Origin of the sequence: Arthrobacter sp. 2MCAF15 (assembly GCF_052115605.1) — a bacterium.
Classification (GTDB): domain Bacteria; phylum Actinomycetota; class Actinomycetes; order Actinomycetales; family Micrococcaceae; genus Arthrobacter.
The window spans coordinates 47,735-71,662 of sequence record NZ_JBFRGZ010000020.1; the positions used below are offsets into that span (position 1 = coordinate 47,735).

Sequence of the window (23,928 nt, forward strand, 5' to 3'; positions counted from 1 at the left end):
CGGAGTTCAGTAGTCCACAGTTCAGTAGTCCGGAGTTCAGTAGTCCGGATACAGCTCCGCGGACGCTGTGACGGGATTTAGGGGCCCGGCAATCAATTCCGGGTCACCGAGGGCCGCTTCCGCGAGGGCTTCGCACGTCGAGAAGCGGACGTCCCCTCGTTGCAGCGCCGTTTCAATAACGGTCCGCAGTGCTTCCAGCCGTCCTGCCCGCCCAGTGAGAAAGGGGTGGCACGTGAGCATGAAAAGCGCCCCATGACGTCGCATTGCGTCGATCTCGTGAATCCACATATCAGCGACCACCAGTGGCGACTGGATGATTTCACCGATCTTGGGTTCCGGAAGGAAGGCATACTGTTCCCAGTCGTCCAGGCTCCAATGCGGAGGAAGCTCCGCAATCGTTCCTGCGGGGGTTTCAATGAGATACGGGACATCCGCGTCCATCAGGCTGGAATCGTATTTCAGCCCGTACTCAGCTACCAACGACGGCGTCTGCCAAGAGGGCTCCCACAGTGCGGCCCTATGCCCCTTTGGCGAAATGCCGAAGCGCCCGAGTGCGGCAAGCGCCAGATCGAAGTCGGCGCGTTCCTCGTCGAAACTCATGTTCACTGCGGTGCGGTGAGTGTGTGAGTGGTGCGCGATCTCATGCCCCGCTTCCAGGACCTGTTCAACCATGTGGGGATAGCGTTCCGCGGTAACCCCTGGAATGAAGAATGTCGCCGGCTGCTGGACATCTTTCAGCATTTGGAGAATCCGGGGAACACCCACCTTGGGGCCGAACGCCTGGTGCGTCATCGCCATCGCATGCTCGGCATAGCGGCGGCCGGCCGCCAGGACGGGGGACTCGGCATCGACGTCGAACGTCAACGCGGCAACGCAGGCCGCCCCCTGCCTCCATCCGCCCTGAGCGGGCTCAGAAGTCATGGCCGGAGAGCCAGTCTGCGTAGTCGCCGATGGCCCGCTGCAGGGGCCAGGCCGGTTCGTAGCCCAGATCCGCGGCCGCGGAAGCGATGCTGAAGTGGCCCTGCAGGTCCAGGGTCGGATCCGCCCCGGGACCGATCTCCACAGCGGCGTCCGGGAATGCGATTCGTACTTCCTTGACGACGTCGCTGAGTGTCCAGTACTCGCTGCCGGAGATGTTGTAGGCCAGCGGCCTGGCCGAGGCTGTTTGTGGTGCCTGGACTGCCGCCAGTATGGCAAGAGCGACGTCGCGGACGTAGACCAGGTTGTAGCGGTGATCGGCCCCGTGGTCCTGTGAGAACGCACCGTCACGGACCACGCCGCGCATGATATCCCGCATCACTTCATCCATGCGGTTTCCGGGTCCGTAAACCTGCCCGATGCGCAGGGAGATAACGTCGATTCCATACCTGTCGCCATAGACCTGGCCGAGCCACTCCCCGGTAACCTTCGTCACGGCGTAGGGCGTCGTGGGATTTACGGGCTCCGATTCGAGAACCACAGGTGCTGAGGTCTTTCCGTACACGCACTCGGAAGAGAAGAAGATGATCCGCTTGACGCCATGCAGTCGCGCCGCCTCGAAAACCGCCACCGTCCCTTCGACGTTGGCAGCAAAGGTTGCCAGGGGGAAGCTCAGGGAATAGGTCGGGTGGGATATTGCTGCGGTGTGGACGATGGTGTCGACGTCGTGCTCCTTGAATACTTCCAGGAGCCGAGGGACATCGAACAGCTCGCCCTGAACGGAAACGACGTCGGGCCGAGGCGCCTCGAGGAAATCCCGGTTGTAGCTGACGGTTTGGTGGCCGGCGTCGGCAAGTTCGTTGATGATGTGGCGTCCGGTGAATCCGGCACCGCCTGTGACCAGGACAGAGCTCATGTGATTTTGCCTTTCAGCACGTGTGTTGGATGGGACGTTCAATGCCCAAGCGGGAAGGTTGTCGTTCGACCACCGTCGACGACCAGGTTTGTTCCCGTGACATACGAGGATTCAGGACCCAGTAGCCACAGCCCTGCGGCAGCGATCTCCTCCGGCAGGGCGAACCGGCCAAGCGGCACGGACGCTTCGTCCCTGGCGCGTTCTGCTTCGTTCGCGAACTCGGCCGCGAGCATCGGAGTATCTGTCGTGCCCGGCGATAGTGCGTTGACGCGGACGCCGGCAGGTGCAAGTTCGGCGGCCAAAGACCGCATCATCGAAAGGACGCCTCCCTTGGTCGCGGTGTACGCGGAGTAGCCCGTCTGGCCGACCAGTGACAGCTCGCTGGCCGTGCAGACCAGCGATCCGCCGCCGTTGGATGTGAGCGTTCGCGCCGCTGCCCTGGCGAAGTGGAAAGTGCCGGTCAAGTTCACCTGAATCAGTCTTTGCCACAGCTCGTCGGACGTTTCTGCGATGGGCGCCACGCTGGAGATCCCTGCAGCGTTAAAGGCTCCGCTCAGTGGTCCGAGTTCGGCTTCCGCCTGGGCGAAGGCGCTATCGACCTGCAGGGACTCAGATACGTCTGCTTCGATGAAGAGCACAGCGCCCGTCAGCTGGCGTTTTGCATCATCAAGCAACCGGTCAGGCAGCCCTACTGCTGCGACCTTGGCCCCTTGCGCCAGGAGGGCTCGAGTGGTCGCGAGACCGATGCCGGAGCTGGCTCCGGTGACAAGGTAGGCCTTGTCCTGAAAATGGCTCATGTCTTCTCTTCCCGCATCGAATTGGTGGTTTAGCCCACGAGGGCACGGGTGTGGTCGTTAAGGAACATTCCGCGGGGGTCGAATTCCCGGCGAACCTGGATGAAGGTGTCAAGCTCCGGGTAGAGGCGCTCCAAGCGGCTCCTGGTCATGAAGTGGATCTTTCCCCAGTGGGCACGGGGCTCGAATTCCTGCAGCACCGCGTCTGCGTCCCGGAAGAAGGGCCAGTAGTCGGTTCCAGGTTCAGTGGTCAGGGTGATGACAGTGGTGTCGCGCCCTTGGAACTGGGACATGTAACCGTCGTCGGCCTTCACCCAGCGGACCTCGACGGGGTACTTCTGGTCGGAATGCTTGGTGCGGATCAGGTCTTGGACGGCCTCGACGGCCTCCAGCCCGTGCTCGCTGGGAACGAAGTACTCGAGTTCATGGAAGGGTGTGGTGAATCCGCCCGGGTATATGCGGTAGGACCGGTCCAGCCGGGCACCCTCCGTCGTGGAAATTTCACGCTCGTCCTTGATCTGGGCAATGTTGTACCGCTTGGTGTAGCTGCGGTTTGCCATGCCCTGGCCCGGCGATCCGGGCAGGTCCAGGAGCTCGCAGGAGTCGTCGTCCGGGCACCAGAGGAACGAGTAGTGCCGGTTCGCGTCGATGTCAGCCTGCCAGGTTGCCGCGGTCTCCGCCCATGTGGGATAGGTAATCTCCTCCTGCAGGTAATAGCGGTCCTCGACCGCCAGTTCGACCTCAAGGAATATTCCGAGCGTTCCCAGGGCGACCTGCGCGGCCCTGAGTTCGCGGAGCTGTCCTTCACCGATTTCGACTATTTCGCCGTAGCCGTTGATCAGCCTGACCCAACGCAGTGCTGATGAGAAGCTGCCCAGGTTCTTTCCGGAGCCGTGCGTACTGGTGGCGAGGGCCCCGGCGATCTGCTGCTTGTCGATGTCGCCCTGGTTGCCCAGTGCCAGCCCCTGCTCCCACAGCGGATCGCCAAAGGCGTTGATGGTGGTGCCGGCCAGGGCCCGGGCGCGACGCCGCATGAGGTCGGTTCCGGTGATGGCCGAGAGTGCGGACATGTCCATCAGGACGCCGCCCGTCTGGACCAGCGGAGAAGACGAATGCCCCGAGCCGACGGCGCGTACGGGCAGGCCTTCGCGGATGGCGAACCGGACGGCGTCGAGCGCTTCCTGTTCATTCCTGGGCCGGACGGTGAAGGCGGGCGTGGCGCTCTGGTTGCCGCCCCAGTTGGTCCAGGTTACGTCCGTCCCGAAGGGAGCGGACGGGGTTGCGGCGCGAGCCGACGACGCCGGGTGGGGATGATTCGTGGTGGTCATTTCTGAGCTCCGATGCTGGTCTTAACGCTCATGCGCCGTGGTTGATCATGACGTGCTTGGTTCGGGAGTAGTCGTCCAGGGCATACAGCGAGAGGTCGCGGCCATAGCCGGATCCCTTGAATCCGCCCCACGGAACTTCGCAGGCCAGGACCAGGTGTGAATTGACCCAGACAGTGCCGAAATCGAGTTGCTTCGGAACGCTGAGCGAGAGGCTCGAATCCCGCGTCCATACCGAGGCAGAAAGGCCATAGGGGCTTTCGTTTGCCCGAATAATGGCTTCTTCGGTGGTACTGAAGGACTCGACGGTGACGACCGGACCGAAGATTTCGTGGGTCGCAATATGCGCCCCGGCCGGCACGTCGCTGATCACCGTGGGTTCAATGAAGTAGCCGGGGCCTGCCAAGGCCGAGCCACCGATGGCCACCTGAAGGCCCGCAGCCTTTGCCTCGGCGAGCGCCTCCTTCACGCGTTCGAAGTGCGGGCGCGAAATCATGGGACCGATTTCCACGTCCGCCCCTGCGCCTGGAGCGCCGACGACCAGGGTGCCGACCTCACGTACCAGGTGCTCGGTGAACTCCTCGGCCACGGACTCGTGGACGAGCACGCGGCAGGCTGCGCCGCAGTCCTGGCCGGCGTTCCAGAAGCCAGCGTTTCGCACGCCGGCGGCTGCCGCGCGGAGGTCGGCATCGGGGAAGACAACAACCGGGGCCTTGCCGCCGAGTTCCAGATGGACGCGCTTGACGGATTTGGCCGCGGTCTCCGCCACCGCCTGTCCGCTGACGACGCTCCCCGTCAACGCAACGAGGGCGACGTCAGGGTGTTCGGAGAGTCGCTGCCCCACGGTTCGGCCTTGCCCCGTCACGACGTTGAGAATCCCGTCGGGGATGCGTCCGGCGACAAGTTCTGCCAGCTTCAGCGTCGAGAGCGGGGTCTGTTCCGAGGGCTTGAGGACGATGCTGTTTCCGGCGGCCAGGACGGGCGCGATCTTCCAAGCAGCCATCAGCAGCGGGTAGTTCCAAGGGGTGATGACGCCGACGACGCCGACGGGTTCCCGGAGGATGACCGAGGTGTGTCCCGTGGCGTAGTCGCCACCTGCCATGGACGTCAGTGTGCGGGAAGCCCCGGCCATGAAACGGAAGGTATCGATGGTGCTGGAGACATCGTCCTCCGCGACGGTTCGCGGTTTACCGGTGTTGGCGGACTCGATGATTTCGAACGCTTCACGGTTGGCTTCAATGATGTTGGCGATCAGGGAGAGCACCTCGGACCGTTCCTTCGGTGTCGTGGCGCCCCAGGACTTCTGGGCCGCCACGGCCGCCTCAACCGCATCGTCCACATCCGAGGCTGTGCCTGCCTGAACGGACGTGATGACCTCCTCCGTGGTGGGGTCGACGACGTCGATGAGCCGGGTGGAGGAACCGGGAACAAACGCTCCACCGATGAAGTGCCCCGCGGGAGGCAAAACGGAGGGCAAGACGCTGGCGCTACTTTGCTCCGAGGAAGAGCGTCGGACCGTGAACTGCTCGGTGTCAGTGAGTGTCATGATGAATGCCTTTGTTTTGTGCGCCGATCTCGGCGTCCGGAGTTTGTGTGGGGAAGGCGGTACGCCCAGGCTGGGCGTAGCGCCCGCGGTGGGCGTTAGACCCGAGGGGCTTCAATCAGTTCAGGTGCGAAGGCAGGCGACTGAAAGGGGGCAGCTTCCGACGTCTTCCGGAACATCCGCGCCGCAAAGTAGTACAGGGGTGCAACGACCACCAGGCCAACAATCCAGGAGACGTCCACGCCGTTCATCGCTGCGGCAAGAGGGCCAGTGAACATCGCTGTTGCCGAGAACGGAACCTGGATCAGTGCGCCGGCAACATAGGCTCCGATCGCAACCCAGTTGAACCTTCCGTACACCCCGCCGTCGCGCTTGAAGAAGTCTTCAACCCTGTAGTCGCCGTGACGCAGGAGGTAGTAGTCGACCAGGTTGATGGCTGTCCAGGGAACCAGGACGTACATCAGGAAGGAGAGGAAGTTCGTGTAGAAGAAGATGAAATTGTCGCGGGCGAACAGCGCGATCATGAGGGCGAGGGTGAAGATGAGGATCGCCGCAATGGTCCGGGTCTTGGCGTGGGGCAACCAGGTCGGCCTGAACGTCTGCCCAATGGTGAGAGTGCACAGGACCCCGCAGTAGAGGTTCATGGCGTTCGACGCCGCCACGCCGAGGCAGAAGATTCCGATTATCACCATGGTCCAGGGCCCGAGCATGGCTCCCAGGCTCCCCACTATTTCTACGGTGCTGCCATCGTTGACCAGCGCCAGTGCAAGCGTTCCCACCAAGGCACCCAAGACCATCGGGAAGAGTGTTCCCAAGACGCAGCCTGAGTAGGATGCCCAGAACGCCGGGGCCGAGCCGGTGCCCTGAGGCATGTAGCGGGAGTAGTCCGAGACGTAGGGAGCGTAGGCGAGCTGCCAGAGGGCGGAGACGGAGATGGTGGCCATGAAGCCCACCCAGTTGAAGTTTCCCTGGTCCAGGAAGCTGGCCGGCAATCCGTGGACGGCCAGGATCCATCCGAAGGCCAGCACCAGCGCCAGACCGGCCACGATGCTCAAGACGCGTGCATAGGCGTGGATGAGCCGGTATCCGAAGATGGTGGCAACGACGCTCAAGACGCCGATGACAATGATGCCTGCGTCAACACTGATGCCCGGGCTGACTGCGGCCAGTGCTTGACCGCCAAAGACGAGGTTCGCCGCAAAAAACCCGACGTACATGATCACCACGATCACGACGATCAGCAGCGCCCCGTACGAACCGAATTGGCCTCGGGTCTGAATCATCTGCGCCACACCCAGCTGCGGGCCTTGGGCCGAATGCAGTGCCATGAAGATGCCACCGACAAGGTTCCCAACGATGATTCCGACGATGGCGGGCACAAAGCCGAGCCCGAACACCGTGGTCGCAAGTCCCCCGGTCACGATGGTCATGATCATGATGTTGGAGCCGAACCAGATGGTGAAAAGGTCCCGTGCTTTGCCGTGGCGTTCGTCGGCCGGGATAGGTTGAATGGTCTTGTCTTCAAGCCGGGGAACCTCGGCCGCGACGGTGTGAGTGGGGTGAGTGCTCATGATGCATTCCGGGAGTACATGGGAACCTCTTTGTTCTGTCCCGGCGCTTCGTCGAGCACGGGATCCGTTGTATTAATCATTCGTGACATTCGTCACGGTGAATATCCGGCGATTGAATAGTTGCCGAAAACACGTTCATACATACGTACAAATCGGGCGCGACTGCCAGCCGTGGTGGCTCAAACAGTGGCCGCTTGCAGATCCTGCGCGACGTTGGCGGAGGCCTTGCTACGGTTCACCATCAGGGCGAGAAGGTCGAAAACGAGGGTTGCCGCGGCGACCGTTGTGATGTCTGCGTGGTCATAGGCCGGAGCGACCTCGACGACGTCGGCGCCCACGATGTTGATGCCGTTCAGTCCGCGGAGCAGGGCCAGCAGTTCGCGGGAGTGGAGCCCGCCCATTTCCGGAGTACCTGTGCCGGGCGCGTAGGACGGGTCCAGGACATCGATGTCGATGGAGACGTAGACCGGGGTGTCGCCCAGCCGCTCCTTGACGCGCTGAATCGCGGCCGGAACACCGATGACGTCCAGGTCAGAGCAGCGGATGATCTGGAAGCCGAACTCGTGGTCGCGGAGGAAGTCGTTCCGGTCGTAGACCGGGCCGCGGATGCCCACGTGCATTGATTTGTCCTCGACGAGAAGGCCTTCTTCGAAGGCCCGGCGGAAGATGGTTCCGTGCGTGACCGGCTGGTCGAAGTAGGTGTCCCACGTGTCCAGGTGTGCGTCAAAGTGGAGCAGGGCCACCGGGCCGTGCACTTTATTCAACGCCCGCAGCATCGGCAGGGCGATAGTGTGGTCGCCGCCGATGGAGATGAGCTTCTTGCCGGAGCCGGCGTCGCCGAGGAGCGGAAGTGCCTGCTCCTCGATCTCGCGGACTGCGCGGGCGATGTCGTAGGGGGTGCAGGCAATGTCGCCGGCGTCCACAACCTGGGCTTCGTACACGGGCTCGACGTCGAGCTCCGGGTGGTAGCCGGGGCGCAGGAGCCGCGACGCTTCACGGACAGCAGCCGGACCGAAGCGGGCGCCCGGGCGGTAGGAGGTGCCGCCGTCGAACGGGACACCGACAATCGCAATGTCGTAGTCCGGAACACGGTCGATCTGAGGAAGCCGGGCGAAGGTGCCCAGGCCCGCGTAGCGGGGGACTTTTGTTGCGTCGACGGGGCCGATTGGCTTGTGCGTGGTCATGGCAGGGTTTCCTTCAGTTGCTTTGGTTTCAGCCGGTCCGGCAGGCTTCTTCTCCGTGCTGAGCTCCTGCGCCGGTTGAGGTCTATGACTCAACTATTAGTGATCGGCGTCACGCGGTACATGCGCCGATTGACTACAAATAACGGAGTGGCTTATACATGTGTATAAGCGGCTTGGGGGTGGCCTCCAGACCTATGAACAGGAACCCCTCATGGCGATCACCGTGGCCGAGCTGCTGGCCGAACCCCAGCTGGGTCTGACCCTTCTGGCGGGCTCCGCGGGACTGGGTAACCGCGTCACCTGGGCCCACACCTCCGACCTCCCGCGCTTGTGGGAGTGGATCACCGGCGGCGAGCTCATGATGACCAACGGACTATCCATTCCGGCCGATCCCGCAGGGCAGGTTGAGCTGGCCGAGGCACTGGTCAACGCAGGTGCCAGCGCCCTCGCCATCGGCGAGCAGATGCATGCCCCCGAGCTCCTTCCCGAGTTCTTCGAAGTCTGCGACCACCTGCCGTTGCCGGTCATCAGCATCCCGTACCCTCTTCCGTTCATCGCCATCGCACGCTCGGTCGCTGAGGCTTCGCTGCTTGAGGAGTCCCGCAGGCTGCGTCAGACGGCGCGCATCTACGACCTGTTGCGGCTGGCGGGGCCATCTGAGGACAACTGGCTAAGCCTGATCCTGGGCATCGAAGCTGAACTCGACGCGAGCCTCTTCGTGATTGATCGACGGTGCCTGCATGCCTGGCATCCCGGGGGCCAGTCATTGCCCCCGGATTTGAAGCGACACCTTGAACCGCTGACCAGCAAGTCACCGGTGGCCGGCAAGAAGTTTCAGTGGCACCGTTTCGGGGACAGCCATCTTCTGATGATGGACATCCCGACTCACGCCAATGCGCTTCTGGTGGTGCTGCCGAAATCCGAGCCGCTCCCTGATGCGGTGGTGCTGCTCCATGCGGCCACCGTCCTTGGACTGGAGCTGTCCCGGACGGTGCTGTCCCTCGAGAACCAGCGCCGGCTGGGCGCGGAGTTCCTCTTGCAGGCCTTCGACGGGCGTCTGGGGATCGCCGACATTGAAAGCCGGCTGCCTGAGTTCGGGATATCGTCACGGGAATTCCTCATCGTCTCCATGTCCAGCGAGGACAGCGAGCGTCTGGCGGGGATCCACGTTGATCTTTGGCGGCATGGCTATCCGACGGCGTGCCAGCGCAGGATCAATGCATTGCACCTGGCTGTCGCCTCGGACTGCTCCGATGATCTGCTGCAGCACGCCGTCCCCTTGGACGTGAGGATCGGGATCAGCCGACCGTCGGCGGCCGCTGGAGTGCAGAGGGCTCTTCAGGAATCGATGTGGGCGCTTGGAACCGCATCAAGCACCGGTGAGCGGTTGGTCCGCTATGCCGAGGGACCCTCGTGGCTGGGACTGACCAGCTTTGAGGAAGGCAACGCACTGGTCCAGCGGCTCCTCGGACCCATCTTCGAGTACGAACACGGAGAAAACGGGGACCTCATCGTCACGCTGAAGACGTTCCTGGATATGCAACGGTCCTGGCAGAAGACGGCGGCGGCCCTGTTCGCGCACCGGCAGACCATCATCTATCGCATCCGGAAGATCAGTGAGCTGACCGGCCTTGAAATGGCCGAAACCTCCACGCTGGCGCAGCTGTGGTTTGCCCTGCAGATCCATGAAGCCATGGATCTGCAGGGCAATCCGCGGCGTCTGCCGGCGGCTGAGGTTAGCACTCCACGACGTTGACGGCGGGGCCGCCCATCGCGGTTCCCTTGCACCAGGCGGACTAAAATGAGGCATGGCCCTACGCCATACTTGCGGGACCCTGCTGCTCACGGTGCTCACTACTGTGGGCCTTTCGGCGCCCCCTCCCGCGGCCCACGCATCACCCCAGGAAACTGCGCCCTGCGCGAAACTGACCGCACACCAGACCCGGTACAGCGCCGGAACGGCCACCAGAGTGGTTTTCGTGACAGCCGCCGAAGCCGCACAGAACGCCGTGCTGATCACTGGCTGTGTCCGCAACACCGAAGGGTATGTCCAGGAGTGGCAGCAGACCGGCTTCATCGGCAAGAACGGATTCGCCCCTGAGGGACAGCTGCGGGAGGGCCAGTACCGTTCACCCACCGGCTCGTTCTCCGCCACCGAGGCCCTGGGCAAGGCGGATCCCGGCACCAGGCTGCTGTACCACACGGTCAACCGGCGCTCCCGGTGGGGCGGGCCGGGCAGCCCCGCCTACAACAACTACGTGGAGGGCGGGTCAGCCGCCGACGAAAACCTCTGGTACTGGATGAACCAGGGCACCTACGCGCAGGCGGCCGTCATCAACTACAACCGCCTGCCGGATGCCACCCCCGTCCCGGGCGCGGACTACGCAATCTTCTTCGGCGCCGGCAACCGGGTCTCGGCAGGGTGCGTCTCCACCACACTGGAGACCTCAACCCGGGTTGTGCAGACCCTCGTTCCCGGCGACCGATTCATTATGGGAGCAGTGAGCGACGTCTTTGTGGCGGCCCCGCCGGCCACCTCGGCCCCGGCTGTGTCCTCACCCCCGGCGCCTGCACCTGCCTCACCCCCGGCGACTCCACCCGCCACGGCCGCAGCCTCGCCCTCGAGCCAGGGCGCGCGGGCTGCCGAAACGGGCGTCCCCGCGCCGGTCACCCTCGGGTTACTGCTCGTTGTCGGCGGCGCCGCGGCGGTTGCCCTGTCCTTTGTGCTGAGGATGCACCGCAAGCGCGGGAATGGCTGACGGTCCTGACCCTGAACCGGAGACGGTCCCGGGCGGTCAGGAGCGGATTCGGTCCGTTCTGGCCACGATGCCGCCGATAACCCCGGCCACCCCCAGCGGGACGGCGGCCAGCGCAGCGCTGTGCGGCAGCAGGCTGTCGCCGACGACCAGATTCAGTCCCCCAATGACCACGGCCGGGACCGCCACCATGACAGTGACCCACAAGGCATCGCCCCGATACCTCGACCAGCCGGAGGCCGCCAGACCAAGGGCGGCCCCGACCAGGATGAGTGTATTGCCGAGTCGGTCCCGCGCAAAGGCATTCGTGACGGACGCGAAGTAGAATTTTTGGCCCAGACCCAGGCACAGCAGGATGAGGCCGACAGCCGCCGTGCCCGCCCACGCCATCCGGGCCGGAGCGGATGATCCTCGCATGGTCCCTCCTGCTGTCATGTGGCGAACCGGAAAGTGCCGAGGCTGAGCGTGCCCGTCACCGGATCGTACGCCATGACGCTTGGGCTGGGGTGGATGATGTGGCTGTGTGCGACCGGGAGCCAATCCGCTACTTCTTCGGCCGGTCATTTATCGTCCAGTTTTCAGGCATGAGAAAACCCCTCCGTTCCGGCAAAATCGCCTGAACGGAGGGGTTCGTGGGGCCCCCTGTCGGATTCGAACCGACGACCCCCGCTTTACAAGAGCGGTGCTCTGGCCAACTGAGCTAAGGAGGCATTCCTGGCGCATTCTGGCACCACGCCAAAAATGGCGCGGATGTCAGGACGCTAGACAAGGTTAGCCCACCGATGCCCGGTGAGAAAAACCGTGGGAAAAACGCGCACCCCACTTGAAGCGAAATGGAAGGCCCGGCCCCGAAAATATTGCGGGGCCGGGCCAACAGCTGCGGGCCTTCTACGGCATGAGTGCCGTGGGCGGTTACTTCTTGGCGTCGACGGCGGCCTGCAGGAACTGGTCGAACGGAGTCTGGGCGCTGTCGCCGACGCCCCACTGCTTGCCTTCGACGAAGACGGTGGGCGTGCCGGTCACACCGATCACCGCGGCCTCCTGGGTGGTGTGCTTGACCCACGGGCGGAACGTCTTGTCATCGACGCACGACTCGATGCTCTTGGCCCCGACGTCGGTGGCCATCTTCTTCAACTCCGTGTCGGAGAGACCGGCACTGCCTTCGGCCGGCTGCTTCGCGAACAGCGCATCGACGAAGTCCGAGTACTTCTCCGGGGATTCGTTGACCACACAGGCCGCGGCGTTGGCCGCGCGCGAGGAGTAGTTGGTGGTGGACCGGCTGTCCAGGAAGCCGAGCGGGCGGTACTCCACCGTGATCTTGCCTTCGTTGCGCAGCTTGGTGAGCGTCTCGTTGTACTGAGCCTCGAAGTTCTTGCAGACGGGGCAGATGAAGTCGATGTAGAGGACCACCTTGACCGGCTTGCCGGCCTCCGCTTCGGCGCCCGGGGCCGTGACCGTCGCCGGCGGCGTGGCCGGCGCGGCCGGGAGGTCAGACAGCTTCACGGTTGCCGGCTCGGTCTTCGCAACCTCCGTGTTTGCCAGCAGGGTGACGCCTCCGTGGATATTGCCGTTGGCCGGGGTGGGTCCCTCGTCGGCAACCGGGGCGTTGTTCTTGATGTTGGAGGTGACAACAAGCGCCACGATCACAATGATGACGACGACGGCGGCAACAATGCCCCAGCCGATCAGCAGCTTGTTGCGCTTCTCCTTCTTCAGCTGCGCCTCACGGATCTCACGGGCTTTCTCGCGCGCCGCGGCAGTGCGCTCTGCCTTAGACTGTCGGGGTTCGTTTGCGGGGCTCATTGGTTCCTCGGGTCGTTCGGCCAGGGACGGTCCACTCAGTGGCAACTTCATCATTTTAGGGGAGAAACCGGAGAACTTGCGCTTTCAACTTTCCCCTCCGCCCTGCCCAACGGACGAATAGCCCGGAAGATTCCGTGCCGCTAGGGTTGATGGAGAGCCACGAGCGGACCCCAGGGGGCACCAATGGAAGCAACGGACAGAGCTGGCGACGGCGGGACAAACACCGCCGAAGCGGCGCGGACGGCCACCGACGGCGCGGCATCACGTGCCGGGGCCGGGGATCAGTTCGACTTCATGGTGGTGTCCAACCGGCTGCCCGTAGACCGCTGTTCGCCCGAGGAGGCCGGCTGCGAGGGCGGCTGGCGCCGCTCCCCCGGCGGACTCGTGACCGCGCTGGCCCCGATGATGACCAAGACCGACGGCGCCTGGGTGGGCTGGCACGGCGCCCCCGACGAGACGGTCAAGCCCTTCAGTCACGGCGGCATTGACCTGATCCCGGTCCAGCTGAGCACGGACGACATCGAACTTTTCTACGAGGGCTTTTCCAACGCCACCCTGTGGCCGCTGTACCACGACGTCATCGCCCCGCCGGAGTTCCACCGCACCTGGTGGGACTCCTACCGGAAGGTCAACAGAAGGTTCGCCGACGCCGTCATCCGCCATGCTGCCGAGGGCGCCACCGTCTGGGTGCAGGACTACCAGCTCCAGCTGGTTCCGAAGCTGCTCCGGGAAGCCCGGCCGGACCTGAAGATCGGATTCTTCAACCACATCCCCTTCCCGCCGCCGGAAATCTTCGCCCAGCTGCCGTGGCGCCGTGCGATCATCGACGGCCTGCTGGGGGCGGACCTGGTGGGTTTCCAGCGCACCAGCGACGCCGGGAACTTCATGCGCTCCGCCCGGCGCTTCCTGGGCGCCAGCGTCAAGCAACAGCAGGTTCATGTCAAGGGGAACGACGGCGACACCACCCATATTGCCCGGGCCCAGGCCTTCCCGATTTCCATCGATGTCAAGCAGATCAGTGAACTGGCGCGGCAGCCGGAAGTCATTGAGCGCGCGCGCCAGATCCGCCGGGATCTCGGCAACCCGAAGACGATCCTGCTCGGCGTCGACCGCCTCGACTACACCAAGGGCATCCGCCACCGGCTCAAGGCGTACGAGGAATTGCTCGCCGACGGCAAGGTCACGGTGCAGGACGCAACCCTGATCCAGGTGGCCAGCCCCAGCAGGGAACGCGTGGAACAATACCGGCTGCTCCGCGAAGAGGTCGAGGGCACCGTCGGGCACATCAACGGCACCTACGACACCATGGAGAGCACGGCCGTCCGCTACCTCCACCACAGCTACCCCATCGAGGAGATGGTGGCGCTGTACCTTGCCGCGGACGTCATGCTGGTCACGGCTCTGCGCGACGGCATGAACCTCGTGGCCAAGGAATACGTCACCGCCAGGACGGCAAACGACGGCGCGCTGGTGCTCAGCGAGTTTGCCGGCGCCGCCGACCAGCTCAAGCAGGCGCTGCTGATGAACCCGCACGACATCGACGGGCTCAAGGACACCATCATGAAGGCCGTCCACATCCCGCCGGCCGAGGCATCCCGGCGCATGCGGGCCATGCGCAAGCAGATTCTGGACCACGACGTCGACCTCTGGTCCTCCGACTTCCTGACCGCCCTTGCCGAAAAGGTTATTCGCGATGACTCCTGACGCCACCGGAACCGAGAATTCAGGCACCAGCGACTCGGGCACTAAGAAATCAGGCACGGCCCGGCTCTCGCTCTCCCCGGAACTGCTGGCTGCCGTGCGCCGCGTCGCCGGCACCGGGCACCTGCTCGTGGCTATGGACTTCGACGGCACCATGGCACCCCTGGTGGACCATGCGGGCGACTCCCGCTCGCTGCCGCGCTCCGCGGCCGCCTTCGCGGGACTGGCGGAACTTCCCGAAACGACGACGGCGCTCATCTCCGGCCGAGCGCTGGACAGCCTGCGGGCCGTCGCCTTCCCACCGGAGAACACGCTTTTGATCGGCAGCCACGGCGCCGAGGTCTGGATGGGGCCCGGGTCCTCGCAGCTCATGCTCGACGACGACCAGCGGGAACTCCTGGCCGAGGTCCGCAAAGAGCTTGCGGAGATCGTGGAGCAGGCGCCCGGGACGCTCCTGGAGGACAAGCCGGCCGGTGTCGTCCTGCACACCCGGCTCGCTGCGGATGACGTTGCCGAGGACGCCGTCGCCGCGGCCAAGGCAGTCCTGCAGGACCGCCGCGGAGTGTTCCTCAAGACCGGCAACCGCGTCCTGGAGACCTCGGTGGTGCACGCCTCCAAGGGAGAGGGCATCTCCTTCCTGCGGCAGGCCACCGGGGCCACGGCAGTGGTCTTCGCCGGAGACGACACCACCGACGAAGACGCCCTGGCCAGCCTGGTTCCGGGCGACCTGGGCGTAAAGGTGGGGCTCGATTTCACCCAGGCCGAGTTCCGGGTGGAGGCGCCGGTCCACATCTGCGAGCTGCTCGAGGCCCTCCTGAGGGAACGCAAACGAGCCATGGACCACTGAAAGCCCTCCCGGGAAACACAGCCGCAGACCGCCAAGTGGGCAGCATCACCTGTGACATCCGTAACATTTTGGCCCAAATGCCAAAAATCTGACATACTCTGTTTGTGATGTGGCGCACAACTACCGTGCGGCGTCACTGGATACTCCTCGGCTTCGGCCGAGGAGTATGCGCATGAAAACCCACAATTGAATTAACAACTGCATAAAAAGACCATTCACTACGGATCGTCCGGCACGTACCTGCCGGTGAAGGGATTGATAACTGTGGCTACAGTTACTTTTGACAACGCAACACGTCTGTACCCGGGCACCGAAAAGCCCGCTGTTGACAAGCTCAACATTGATATCGCCGATGGCGAATTCCTGGTCCTCGTTGGACCCTCAGGCTGCGGAAAGTCGACCTCCCTGCGCATGCTCGCAGGTCTTGAGGACGTCAACTCCGGCCGCATCCTCATTGGTGACCGTGACGTCACGGACGTCCCGCCGAAGGATCGCGACATCGCCATGGTGTTCCAGAACTACGCCCTGTACCCGCACATGACCGTGGCGGACAACATGGGCTTCGCACTGAAGATCGCCGGCGTCAGCAAGGAAGAGCGCGCCGAGCGCGTCCGCGAAGCTGCAAAACTGCTCGACCTCGAACCGTACCTGGACCGCAAGCCGAAGGCCCTCTCCGGCGGCCAGCGCCAGCGCGTTGCCATGGGCCGGGCCATTGTCCGTAACCCGCAGGTCTTCCTCATGGATGAGCCGCTGTCCAACCTTGACGCCAAGCTGCGCGTCCAGACCCGCACCCAGATCGCGTCCCTGACCCGCCGCCTCGGCGTCACCACGGTCTACGTGACCCACGACCAGGTCGAGGCCATGACCATGGGCGACCGCGTCGCCGTGCTGAAGGACGGCCTGCTGATGCAGGTCGACACCCCGCGCAACCTCTACGACAAGCCGAAGAACGTCTTCGTGGCCGGCTTCATCGGCTCCCCCGCCATGAACCTGCTCGAACTCCCCGTCGTCGACGGCGGCGTGCAGTTCGGCGGCACCGTCTACCCGGTACCGCGCGACGTCCTCGAAGAAGCCCACGGCCAGACCGTGACCCTGGGCTCCCGCCCGGAGGACCTTGAGACCGTTGCCCAGGGCGAAGGCCTCCAGGTCGAGGTCGACGTCGTCGAAGAACTCGGCGCCGACGCCTACGTCTACGGCCACACCACGCTGGACGGCCAGAGCCACGACATCGTGGCCCGCGTCGACGGCCGCCGCCCCCCGATGAAGGGCGAGTCCATCTGGGTCCGTCCGCAGTCAGGCCACGTACACCTGTTTGACACCAAGACCGGCCTGCGCCTCGGCGACTAAGCCCTACCGGTTCCCTAACCACGGCGTAACCGACGGCGGTCCTCCCCAGTGGAGGGCCGCCGTCGGGCTTTAACTTCACCGCTTTAGGCGGGCCCCGCAAAATACGGAAGAATTGATTCATGACCGAGGAAACCCCATGACCGAGGAATACAGCGCCCAGTGGCACGACGAGCCCACTGACTACGGTCAGATCGGCAAATTGCCCCGGCAAGAAGCCGCCAGCGCCAATGACGACAAGGCCTCGCTCGTGTCCAGTTCGCTGAGCATCACGGCCGCCGCCACAGAGCCCGAGCTCCTGGACCTGCCCTGGCACATTGCCCTCGAGGACTGGCCGGCCGAGTATCTGGCGGCCCTGCCGCGCGGCATCTCGCGGCACATCGTGCGCTTCGCCCACCTCGGCGGCTCGGTCATCGCCATCAAGGAAACCTCGGAACACGTGGCCCGCCACGAGTACCACATGCTCCGCAAGCTGGCCCGGCTGGACGTTCCCGGCGTGGAGCCGGTGGCCGTCATCACCGGACGCACCACGCCCGACGGCCGGCCTCTGAACCCCGTGCTGGTCACCCGGCACCTGAAATTCTCGATGCCCTACCGCGCGCTCTTCTCCCAGATGCTGCGCAAGGACACCCTGACCCGTCTCATAGACGCCCAGGCGCTGCTTCTGGTCCGGCTGCACCTGATCGGCTTCTACTGGGGCGACGTCTCGCTCTCCAATACCTTGTTCCGCCGCGACGCCGGCGCCTTCGCCGCCTACCTCGTGGACGCCGAGACCGGCGAGCTGTACCCGGATCTGTCCACCGGCCAGCGCGAATACGACCTCGAAATCGCCCGGGTCAACATCGCCGGGGAACTCATGGACCTGCTCGACGGCGGCCTGATCGAGGAGAAGGTGGACCCGGTGGCCACCAGCGAGCTGATCATGGACAGCTACCGCCGGTTGTGGACCGAACTGACCGCGAAGGAGTCGTTCGAGATCGGCGAGCGCTGGCGCGTGGCCGCCCGCATCCGGCGGCTCAACGAGCTGGGGTTCGACGTCGAGGAATACGCGATCAAGACCACGCAGAACGGCTCCACCATCCAGCTCCAGCCGAAGGTGGTCGACGCCGGGCACCACCAGCGCCGGCTGCTGCGCCTGACCGGCCTGGACGCCCAGGAAAACCAGGCCCGCCGACTCCTGAACGACATGGACTCGTTCCGGGCGGACAACAACCCGGGCATGGACGAGGAATACAGCGCGCACCTGTGGGTCAGCCAGATCTTCGAGCCGATCGTGCGCGCCATTCCCCGCGATCTCTCCGGCAAGCTCGAGCCGGCCGAGGCCGTGCATGAGGTCCTGGAGCACCGCTGGTACATCTCCGAAAAGGAGAACCGGCACATCCCCCTGGCCGAGGCCGTCCAGTCCTACATTGACAACGAGCTCCGCCACCGCCGGGACGAGGCCGCCATCATGCTCAACCCGGACACAGGGCTGCTCAAGATCCTTGAGGTGGAGACCGAGGAATCACGCTACGGCGCCGACGAATCGATCGAGGATTACCCCGACTCCGACGACTAACCTTCAGCCCGGGGCACGCCGACTGATGCGCCGGGCGCGTTGTGGCACGCCCGGGCTAAATAGTTTTCAGCTAAGTCGATTCAGCTAAATCGCTTTTCCGGGGTTCAGGATTCCGGCCGGGTCGAACAGCTCCTTGATCCGTCGCTGCAGTTCGCGCACCGGTTCCTTCTGCTCCAGGCCCAGCCAGCGCAGCTTGTACTGGCCGATCCCGTGTTCGCCGGTGATGGTGCCGCCCATGGCCAGCGCCACGGCAATGGACCTGTCCAGGGCGGCGCCGAGCCGCTCCATGGCATCGGGGTCCACGGCGTTGTCCACCCGGTCGATCCAGAAGGTGGGGTGCAGGTTGCCGTCGCCGGCATGGGCCACGACCTTGAGCTGGACCCGGTGCTCGGCCGCCATGGCCTCCAGCTCGGCCACGTAGTCCACCAGCCGCGAGCGGGGTACCGCCACATCCTCGCCCACCCGGTATTCGTCGTCCACCTCGGTCCCGCGGCTGTTGCGGCGCAACTCGACAAGATGCTCCGCCTCGGCATTGGCCTCCATGGTCACCACCGCTCCCCCGGCCGCCAGGACCGGGCGGATGGCCGCAGCCTCCGCCGCCGCACCGAAGCCGTCGGTCTGGATCAGCAGCAGGGACGCTCCCCGCGCGGCCAGGTCGGAGCCGTGGATGTCGTCGAGCTGGGCGAGTGAGCCGCCGTCGAGCAGTTCCATGATGGCCGGCTGCACGCGGGCCCGGCCGACGGCGAGGACGCCGGCCGCGGCGCTGCGGAAGTCCGGGTAGAAGGCGGCGATGGTGTGCACTTCGCGCGGCAGGTACTTCAGCCTCACGGTCACGCCGACAACGATCCCCAGAGTCCCCTCCGAGCCAACGAAGAGCCCCGTGAGGTCGTACCCAGCGACGCCCTTGAACGTCTGGTGGCCGGTGTGGATGAGGGAGCCGTCCGCGAGCACGACGTCGAGGGCCAGGACCGAGTCACGGGTGACGCCGTACTTCGCGCACCGCAGCCCGCCCGCGTTGGTGGCCACGTTGCCGCCGATGGTGGACATCTTGTAACTCGCGGGGTCCGGGGCGAACATCAGCCCGTGCACGGCCGCGGCGGCGTTGAGGTCGGCATTGATGACGCCCGGCTCCACGACGGCGGTCTCGTCATCCGGGTTGAGGTCCAGGATCCGGTTCATCCCCTCGAGCGTGAGCACCACGCAGCCCTCACTCGCGTGCGCGCCGCCCGAGACTCCGGTGCCGGCCCCGCGCGCCACCAGGGCGACGCCGCGCGCGGCACACGCACGCACCGTTGCCTGCACGTCGGCCACCGAATCGGCGCGGACTACGGCCAGCGGGAGCTGATAGTCCAGGACGGGAGCCTGGTCCACCGCGTACGCGGCCAGGGTGGTGGCGTCCACGGCAATTTTGGCCGGGCCCAGGGAAGAGGTCAGCTCATCGATGATGCTTCGCATGCGGTCTCCAGTTCGGTCGAATCCGAATCCCAGTCTAAGGCCGTGCATTGTCGGTGATCTGGCTCACAACCGCAAGCGCTTCCACACATCACTGTGCTATTCCAATCGCTGGCTGAAATTACGCGTAAAAATGAATGTAAGCGTTTTCATTTTTCGGCTTTTCAGCCTTACGATTGCCGTCATGTCCGTAGATTCAGTTCTCTTCTCCCCCGCAGCGCTGGCCGGCCCCCTGACGGGCCCGCTGACTCCTGTTCACGCCGCAGACCACATTCCCGGGTGGTGGCGCTCTGCCGTGATCTACCAGGTCTACCCGCGCTCGTTCCGGGACCTGAACGGCGACGGCATCGGCGATCTCGCCGGCATTACCGCCGAACTGCCCCGACTTGCCGAACTGGACATCGACGCCGTCTGGCTGTCCCCGTTCTACCGCTCACCGCAGCGCGACGCCGGCTACGACGTCAGCGACTACTGCGACGTCGATCCCCTGTTCGGCACGCTGGAGGATTTCGCCGCCATGATGGCCGAGGCCACCCGGCTGGGGATGCGGATGATCGTGGACCTCGTGCCCAACCACTGCTCGGACCAGCACCCGGCCTTCCAGGCAGCCCTGGCCGCCCCCGCCGGCAGCCCGGAGCGGGACATGTTCATCTTCCGCGACGGCCGTGGAACATTCGGCGAGGAACCGCCGAACAACTGGCAGTCCCACTTTGGCGGTTCAGCCTGGACCCGGATGACCGAACCGGACGGCGCCCCGGGCCAGTGGTACCTGCACCTCTTCGACTCCTCCCAGCCCGACTTCAACTGGGACAACAGCGCCGTTCACGACGAAGTCGAGCGGGTCCTGCGTTTCTGGCTGGACCGCGGCGTCTCCGGTTTCCGGGTGGACGTGGCGCACGCCCTGGTGAAGGCCCCCGGCCTGCCCGAGTGGGGCGGACGCGCCGACGGCAGCAGCTCCGACGGCTTCCCCGGCCACGACGCTCCGATGTTTGGCCAACCCGCCCTCCACGACATCTACCGCCAGTGGCGGAAGATTCTCGCCGAGTACGGCCCCGACCGGATCCTCTGCGCCGAGGCAAACGTTGACCCGCTCCCCCGGCTCGCTGACTGGGTGCGCCCGGACGAAATGCACCAGGCCTTCAACTTCCCCTACCTCCACGCGGGCCTTGACGTCCACCGCATGCGCCACGTCATCACCGAGTCACTGACATCGCTGGACGCCGTCGCCGCTCCCAGCACCTGGGTGCTCTCCAACCACGACGTCGTCCGCCACGCCACCCGCTTCGGGTACGACGGGCAGGCGCCGCGCGAGGGTGACGGAATCGGCGCCGGGGACCCGCAGCCGGACGAGGATCTCGGCCGGTCCCGTGCGGCAGCGGCATCCATGTTCATGCTGGGGCTGCCCGGCGGGGCTTACCTCTACCAGGGCGAAGAGCTCGGCCTCCCGGACGGGATCGACATCCCGGACACACGCCGCCAGGACCCCACCTTCGCCCGCACCGGCGGCGCGCGGCTGGGCCGCGACGGCTGCCGTGTCCCGCTGCCCTGGCGGGCCGGGGAACGCAACGCCGGGTTCGGCGACGGGCAAGACCCCTGGCTGCCCCAGCCGGAAAGTTTCGCGCGGCTGGCGCGCGATGTGCAGGCCGCTTCGCCGTCGTCACACCTGAGCCTCTACAAGCGCATGCTGGAGCTGCGACGACGGCTCGACCTGGGCCGCGGCTCACTGACCTGGTACGAGGACCTGTGCACGGACACGAGTCTTGCCTTCCTCAACGGCTCCACGCTGGTGCTGTTGAACGTGGGGTCCGAACCACTGGAACTGCCCGCAGGGCGGGTCCTGCTGCGCAGCTCATCGGCTCCGGACGCAGGTTACCCCGCCGGGGACATGTCCAGCACCGAAGATCAGTTAAGCTCAGGTGAAACTGTTTGGTTGGAAATCTACATCGAGGACACGGAGGGGTAGGAATGCCCGGCATCAAGGACGTCGCGGAACGGGCCGGCCTCTCCAGCGCCACCGTTTCGCGCGCCTTGAGCGGCAAAGGCAACGTCTCCCCGCGCAGCCGGGAACGTGCCAGGGCGGCCGCCGCCGAGCTCGGCTTCGTCTTGTCCTACCACGCCTCCAGCCTGGCCTCCGGCCGTAGCCACAATGTCGGCGTCGTGGTGCCTTCGGTCCACCGGTGGTTCTTTTCCTCGGTGGTCGAAGGCGTCTCCGCAAGCCTGCTGGACGCCGGCTACGACCTCACGCTGTACAACGTCAGCGAAGGGCAGGAACGCCGGCACAGTGTGCTGAACGACTTCCTGCTGCGCAAGCGCGTGGATGCGGTGATCGCGGTCTCGCTGGAGCTCTCCGAATCCGAGATCGATCAGCTGCTGGCCATCCACCGTCCCATCGTCGGGATCGGCGGCCCGCTGCCCGGGGCGTCGACCATCCGCATCGACGACTCCGGAATCGCCGAGGCCGCCGCCCGGCACCTGATCCAGCTCGGCCACACCAGGATCGCCCATATGACCGGCGACGCCGCCTACGAGCAGGATTTCCGCCTGCCCGGAACCCGTCGGGCGGGGTTCAAGAAGGCCATGCGCGACGCGGGGTTGGCCGTCCGGCCCGAATGGCAGGTCTCCGCGGATTTCACCATCCAGGGTGGCTATGCCGCCGCCCGGCACCTGCTCGGCAGCTCGCCGGAGCGTCCCACGGCCGTCTTTGCCGCCTCCGACGAGATGGCGATCGGCGCTATCCTCGCGGCCCGGGACTTCGGCCTGAGGGTGCCCCAGGACCTCTCCGTCATCGGCATTGATGGCCACGAGCTGGGTGAGGTCTTTGGGCTGACCACATTCGACCAGGATGTGCGAGGCCAGGGCGCGCTGGCGGTGCGGCGTTTGCTGGCCAGGCTCGAGGGTACCTCCGACGCGGACGCCACGCACACCGAATATCCCACGCGCTTTGTCATACGGTCCAGCACTGCTGTTCCGCCGGTTGACCAAGGACCCCTGCGGGGCTAGCGTCCTGCCGGCAGCACCCGTTCCATGATGATTTCGGATTGTCCGGTATCGAGCGGGTAGGGCTCCCGCGCACCGGTGTCCGCGAAACCGTGGCGCAGGTAGAACCTCTGGGCCCGTCCGTTGTCCTGGTGCACGCCCAGCTGGAGCAGCCGGGCGCCAAGTTCCTCTGCTGCAGCATCAACCGCCTGCCGGAGCATGGCATCGGCCAAGCCGGAACCACGGTGCTCAGGAGCAACATACACGCTGATCAGCATCGCCTGCCGTGGGCGGGCCATGTCCGTCGGCAGCTTGGCTACTACCCGCATCAGCGCACGCAACGGGCTGCCGTCCCGTCCGTCGTCTGCGACTAAGGACACGCTGTCTGGCCCCGCCATTGCTGCCGCTCGATCCTGCCACTGTTCCTCGGACTGGGCGCGGGCCGACTCCAAGCTTTCGACGTAGGCAGTGGGGGTATCTGCGAGCATCTCCAGGCGGATACTGCGCAGCTTCTGCCACTCGTCGGCCTGCAGCCGACGGATCCTGGCCTGCGGGCTGTCAGCCATCGGCACCGCCCATGAACCGAACGAAACGGTCCAGGACGCCGGGCCAGCCGGCTGCGTAGTCTGCCCGTGCCGCGGTGGGGTCCTCCGCGCCTTCCCAACCGCCGTGTACCAGGCGGAGCTCTGTTCCCCCATCTACTGCCCTGAATGCCACCCGCAGTTCCGTGGACCATATGGCAGTGGTGCCCGGGTGCCAGCTGGCGTGGAAGGACAGGGGCGGCTGCCAGTCGTCAATCGACCCCCACACGGCCGTCCGGCTATCATCAGCGGTTTCCATGATCAGGTTTTCCTCGAACTCCACGTAGGAGCCGGCACCATAGACGCTGTGGTCCTCAAGCGGCCACCAGAGGTGCGTATGCTCGGTGAATCCGACAAAAGCCCGGGCGACGGCACCCGGGACTACAACCGTGTAAACAACAGGCTCCAAGCCGTCTGCTGCCTCCGTCTCGGGGGCACCAGGCGGGTCAACGGGAGCGTGGCTGAAGAGGTTATCCATGGGCATTTACTCTACCCGTGCCACTCAACCGGGCGGGCGACGKATTTTTTGTTTTGGGGGTTAAATGCGGGAGGACCCCCAACCTGTGGTTGGGGGTCCTCGACCGTTAATGGTGTTCCGGCGGTGACCTACTCTCCCACACCCTCCCGGGTGCAGTACCATCGGCGCTGTGGGTCTTAGC

Annotated in this window: 20 protein-coding genes and 1 tRNA gene; 8 read left to right on the forward strand and 13 right to left on the reverse strand. The window is 65.1% G+C overall.

Annotation, left to right across the window (positions count from 1 at the left end):
* Positions 1–36 precede the first annotated feature (36 nt).
* The 7 genes from AB4089_RS19360 to speB all read right to left on the reverse strand — a co-directional run bounded on the left by AB4089_RS19360 (position 37) and on the right by speB (position 8,251).
* A complete protein-coding gene (locus tag AB4089_RS19360) occupies positions 37–921 on the reverse strand; it encodes a polysaccharide deacetylase family protein (RefSeq protein ID WP_441410897.1) in 885 nt (294 codons plus the stop codon).
* Complete coding sequence (locus tag AB4089_RS19365; protein ID WP_441410898.1) at positions 911–1,834, reverse strand: NAD-dependent epimerase/dehydratase family protein; 924 nt, start codon at positions 1,832–1,834, stop codon at positions 911–913. Before AB4089_RS19365 ends, AB4089_RS19360 begins: the two co-directional genes overlap by 11 nt.
* 38 nt (positions 1,835–1,872) lie before the next feature.
* On the reverse strand, positions 1,873–2,631 hold the full coding sequence (locus AB4089_RS19370; RefSeq protein ID WP_441410899.1) for an SDR family NAD(P)-dependent oxidoreductase: 759 nt from the start codon (positions 2,629–2,631) through the stop codon (positions 1,873–1,875).
* Positions 2,632–2,660: 29 nt separating this feature from the next.
* A complete protein-coding gene (locus AB4089_RS19375; RefSeq protein WP_441410900.1) occupies positions 2,661–3,956 on the reverse strand; it encodes a D-arabinono-1,4-lactone oxidase in 1,296 nt (431 codons plus the stop codon).
* 28 nt (positions 3,957–3,984) lie between these two features.
* Positions 3,985–5,499 (reverse strand): aldehyde dehydrogenase family protein, encoded by a 1,515-nt coding sequence (locus AB4089_RS19380; RefSeq protein ID WP_441410901.1) that lies wholly within the window; start codon positions 5,497–5,499, stop codon positions 3,985–3,987.
* A gap of 95 nt (positions 5,500–5,594) precedes the next feature.
* Positions 5,595–7,067 (reverse strand): purine-cytosine permease family protein, encoded by a 1,473-nt coding sequence (locus AB4089_RS19385; protein ID WP_441410902.1) that lies wholly within the window; start codon positions 7,065–7,067, stop codon positions 5,595–5,597.
* 179 nt (positions 7,068–7,246) lie between these two features.
* A complete protein-coding gene (gene speB / locus AB4089_RS19390) occupies positions 7,247–8,251 on the reverse strand; it encodes an agmatinase (RefSeq protein ID WP_441410903.1) in 1,005 nt (334 codons plus the stop codon).
* A gap of 211 nt (positions 8,252–8,462) precedes the next feature.
* Between speB and AB4089_RS19395 the strand changes: the two genes are divergently transcribed.
* Positions 8,463–10,007, forward strand: a complete 1,545-nt coding sequence (locus AB4089_RS19395; protein ID WP_441410904.1) for a PucR family transcriptional regulator — start codon at positions 8,463–8,465, stop codon at positions 10,005–10,007.
* A 223-nt stretch (positions 10,008–10,230) separates the two neighbouring features.
* Positions 10,231–11,010, forward strand: a complete 780-nt coding sequence (locus tag AB4089_RS19400; RefSeq protein WP_441410905.1) for a hypothetical protein — start codon at positions 10,231–10,233, stop codon at positions 11,008–11,010.
* 36 nt (positions 11,011–11,046) lie between these two features.
* Here AB4089_RS19400 and AB4089_RS19405 read toward each other — a convergent pair whose 3' ends face one another.
* The 3 genes from AB4089_RS19405 to AB4089_RS19415 form a co-directional block, all read right to left on the reverse strand.
* Positions 11,047–11,424 carry a hypothetical protein gene (locus AB4089_RS19405; protein WP_441410906.1) on the reverse strand — a complete coding sequence of 126 codons (378 nt, stop codon included), beginning with the start codon at positions 11,422–11,424 and terminating at the stop codon, positions 11,047–11,049.
* A 216-nt stretch (positions 11,425–11,640) separates the two neighbouring features.
* A tRNA-Thr gene (locus tag AB4089_RS19410) sits at positions 11,641–11,717 on the reverse strand.
* A 202-nt stretch (positions 11,718–11,919) separates the two neighbouring features.
* Entirely contained in the window at positions 11,920–12,810 is an 891-nt protein-coding gene (locus tag AB4089_RS19415; RefSeq protein ID WP_441410907.1) for a DsbA family protein, read from the reverse strand.
* A gap of 294 nt (positions 12,811–13,104) precedes the next feature.
* On the opposite strand from AB4089_RS19415, the gene AB4089_RS19420 reads away from it, so the two are divergent.
* The 4 genes from AB4089_RS19420 (at position 13,105) to AB4089_RS19435 (ending at position 18,260) form a co-directional block, all read left to right on the forward strand.
* Positions 13,105–14,514: an alpha,alpha-trehalose-phosphate synthase (UDP-forming) gene (locus AB4089_RS19420; protein ID WP_441410916.1), complete on the forward strand. Its 1,410-nt coding sequence runs from the start codon at positions 13,105–13,107 to the stop codon at positions 14,512–14,514.
* A complete protein-coding gene (gene otsB, locus AB4089_RS19425; protein ID WP_441410908.1) occupies positions 14,504–15,358 on the forward strand; it encodes a trehalose-phosphatase in 855 nt (284 codons plus the stop codon). Before AB4089_RS19420 ends, otsB begins: the two co-directional genes overlap by 11 nt.
* Before the next feature lie 264 nt (positions 15,359–15,622).
* Positions 15,623–16,705 (forward strand): ABC transporter ATP-binding protein, encoded by a 1,083-nt coding sequence (locus AB4089_RS19430; RefSeq protein ID WP_018775851.1) that lies wholly within the window; start codon positions 15,623–15,625, stop codon positions 16,703–16,705.
* 136 nt (positions 16,706–16,841) lie between these two features.
* A complete protein-coding gene (locus AB4089_RS19435) occupies positions 16,842–18,260 on the forward strand; it encodes a DUF4032 domain-containing protein (RefSeq protein ID WP_441410909.1) in 1,419 nt (472 codons plus the stop codon).
* A gap of 84 nt (positions 18,261–18,344) precedes the next feature.
* Here AB4089_RS19435 and AB4089_RS19440 read toward each other — a convergent pair whose 3' ends face one another.
* Positions 18,345–19,715: an FAD-binding oxidoreductase gene (locus tag AB4089_RS19440; RefSeq protein ID WP_441410910.1), complete on the reverse strand. Its 1,371-nt coding sequence runs from the start codon at positions 19,713–19,715 to the stop codon at positions 18,345–18,347.
* A 181-nt stretch (positions 19,716–19,896) separates the two neighbouring features.
* Here AB4089_RS19440 and AB4089_RS19445 point away from each other — a divergent pair, with 181 nt between their 5' ends.
* Positions 19,897–21,675, forward strand: coding sequence for a glycoside hydrolase family 13 protein (locus AB4089_RS19445; protein WP_441410911.1), 1,779 nt, complete (start codon positions 19,897–19,899; stop codon positions 21,673–21,675).
* 2 nt (positions 21,676–21,677) lie between these two features.
* Positions 21,678–22,712: a LacI family DNA-binding transcriptional regulator gene (locus AB4089_RS19450; protein WP_441410912.1), complete on the forward strand. Its 1,035-nt coding sequence runs from the start codon at positions 21,678–21,680 to the stop codon at positions 22,710–22,712.
* On the opposite strand, the gene AB4089_RS19455 is transcribed toward AB4089_RS19450, so the two are convergent.
* Together AB4089_RS19455 and AB4089_RS19460 are read right to left on the reverse strand one after the other, a co-directional pair.
* A complete protein-coding gene (locus AB4089_RS19455) occupies positions 22,709–23,254 on the reverse strand; it encodes a GNAT family N-acetyltransferase (protein ID WP_441410913.1) in 546 nt (181 codons plus the stop codon). The two genes, AB4089_RS19450 and AB4089_RS19455, sit on opposite strands and share 4 nt — an antisense overlap.
* Complete coding sequence (locus tag AB4089_RS19460) at positions 23,247–23,747, reverse strand: SRPBCC domain-containing protein (protein ID WP_441410914.1); 501 nt, start codon at positions 23,745–23,747, stop codon at positions 23,247–23,249. Before AB4089_RS19460 ends, AB4089_RS19455 begins: the two co-directional genes overlap by 8 nt.
* Between the last annotated feature and the right edge of the window lie 181 nt (positions 23,748–23,928).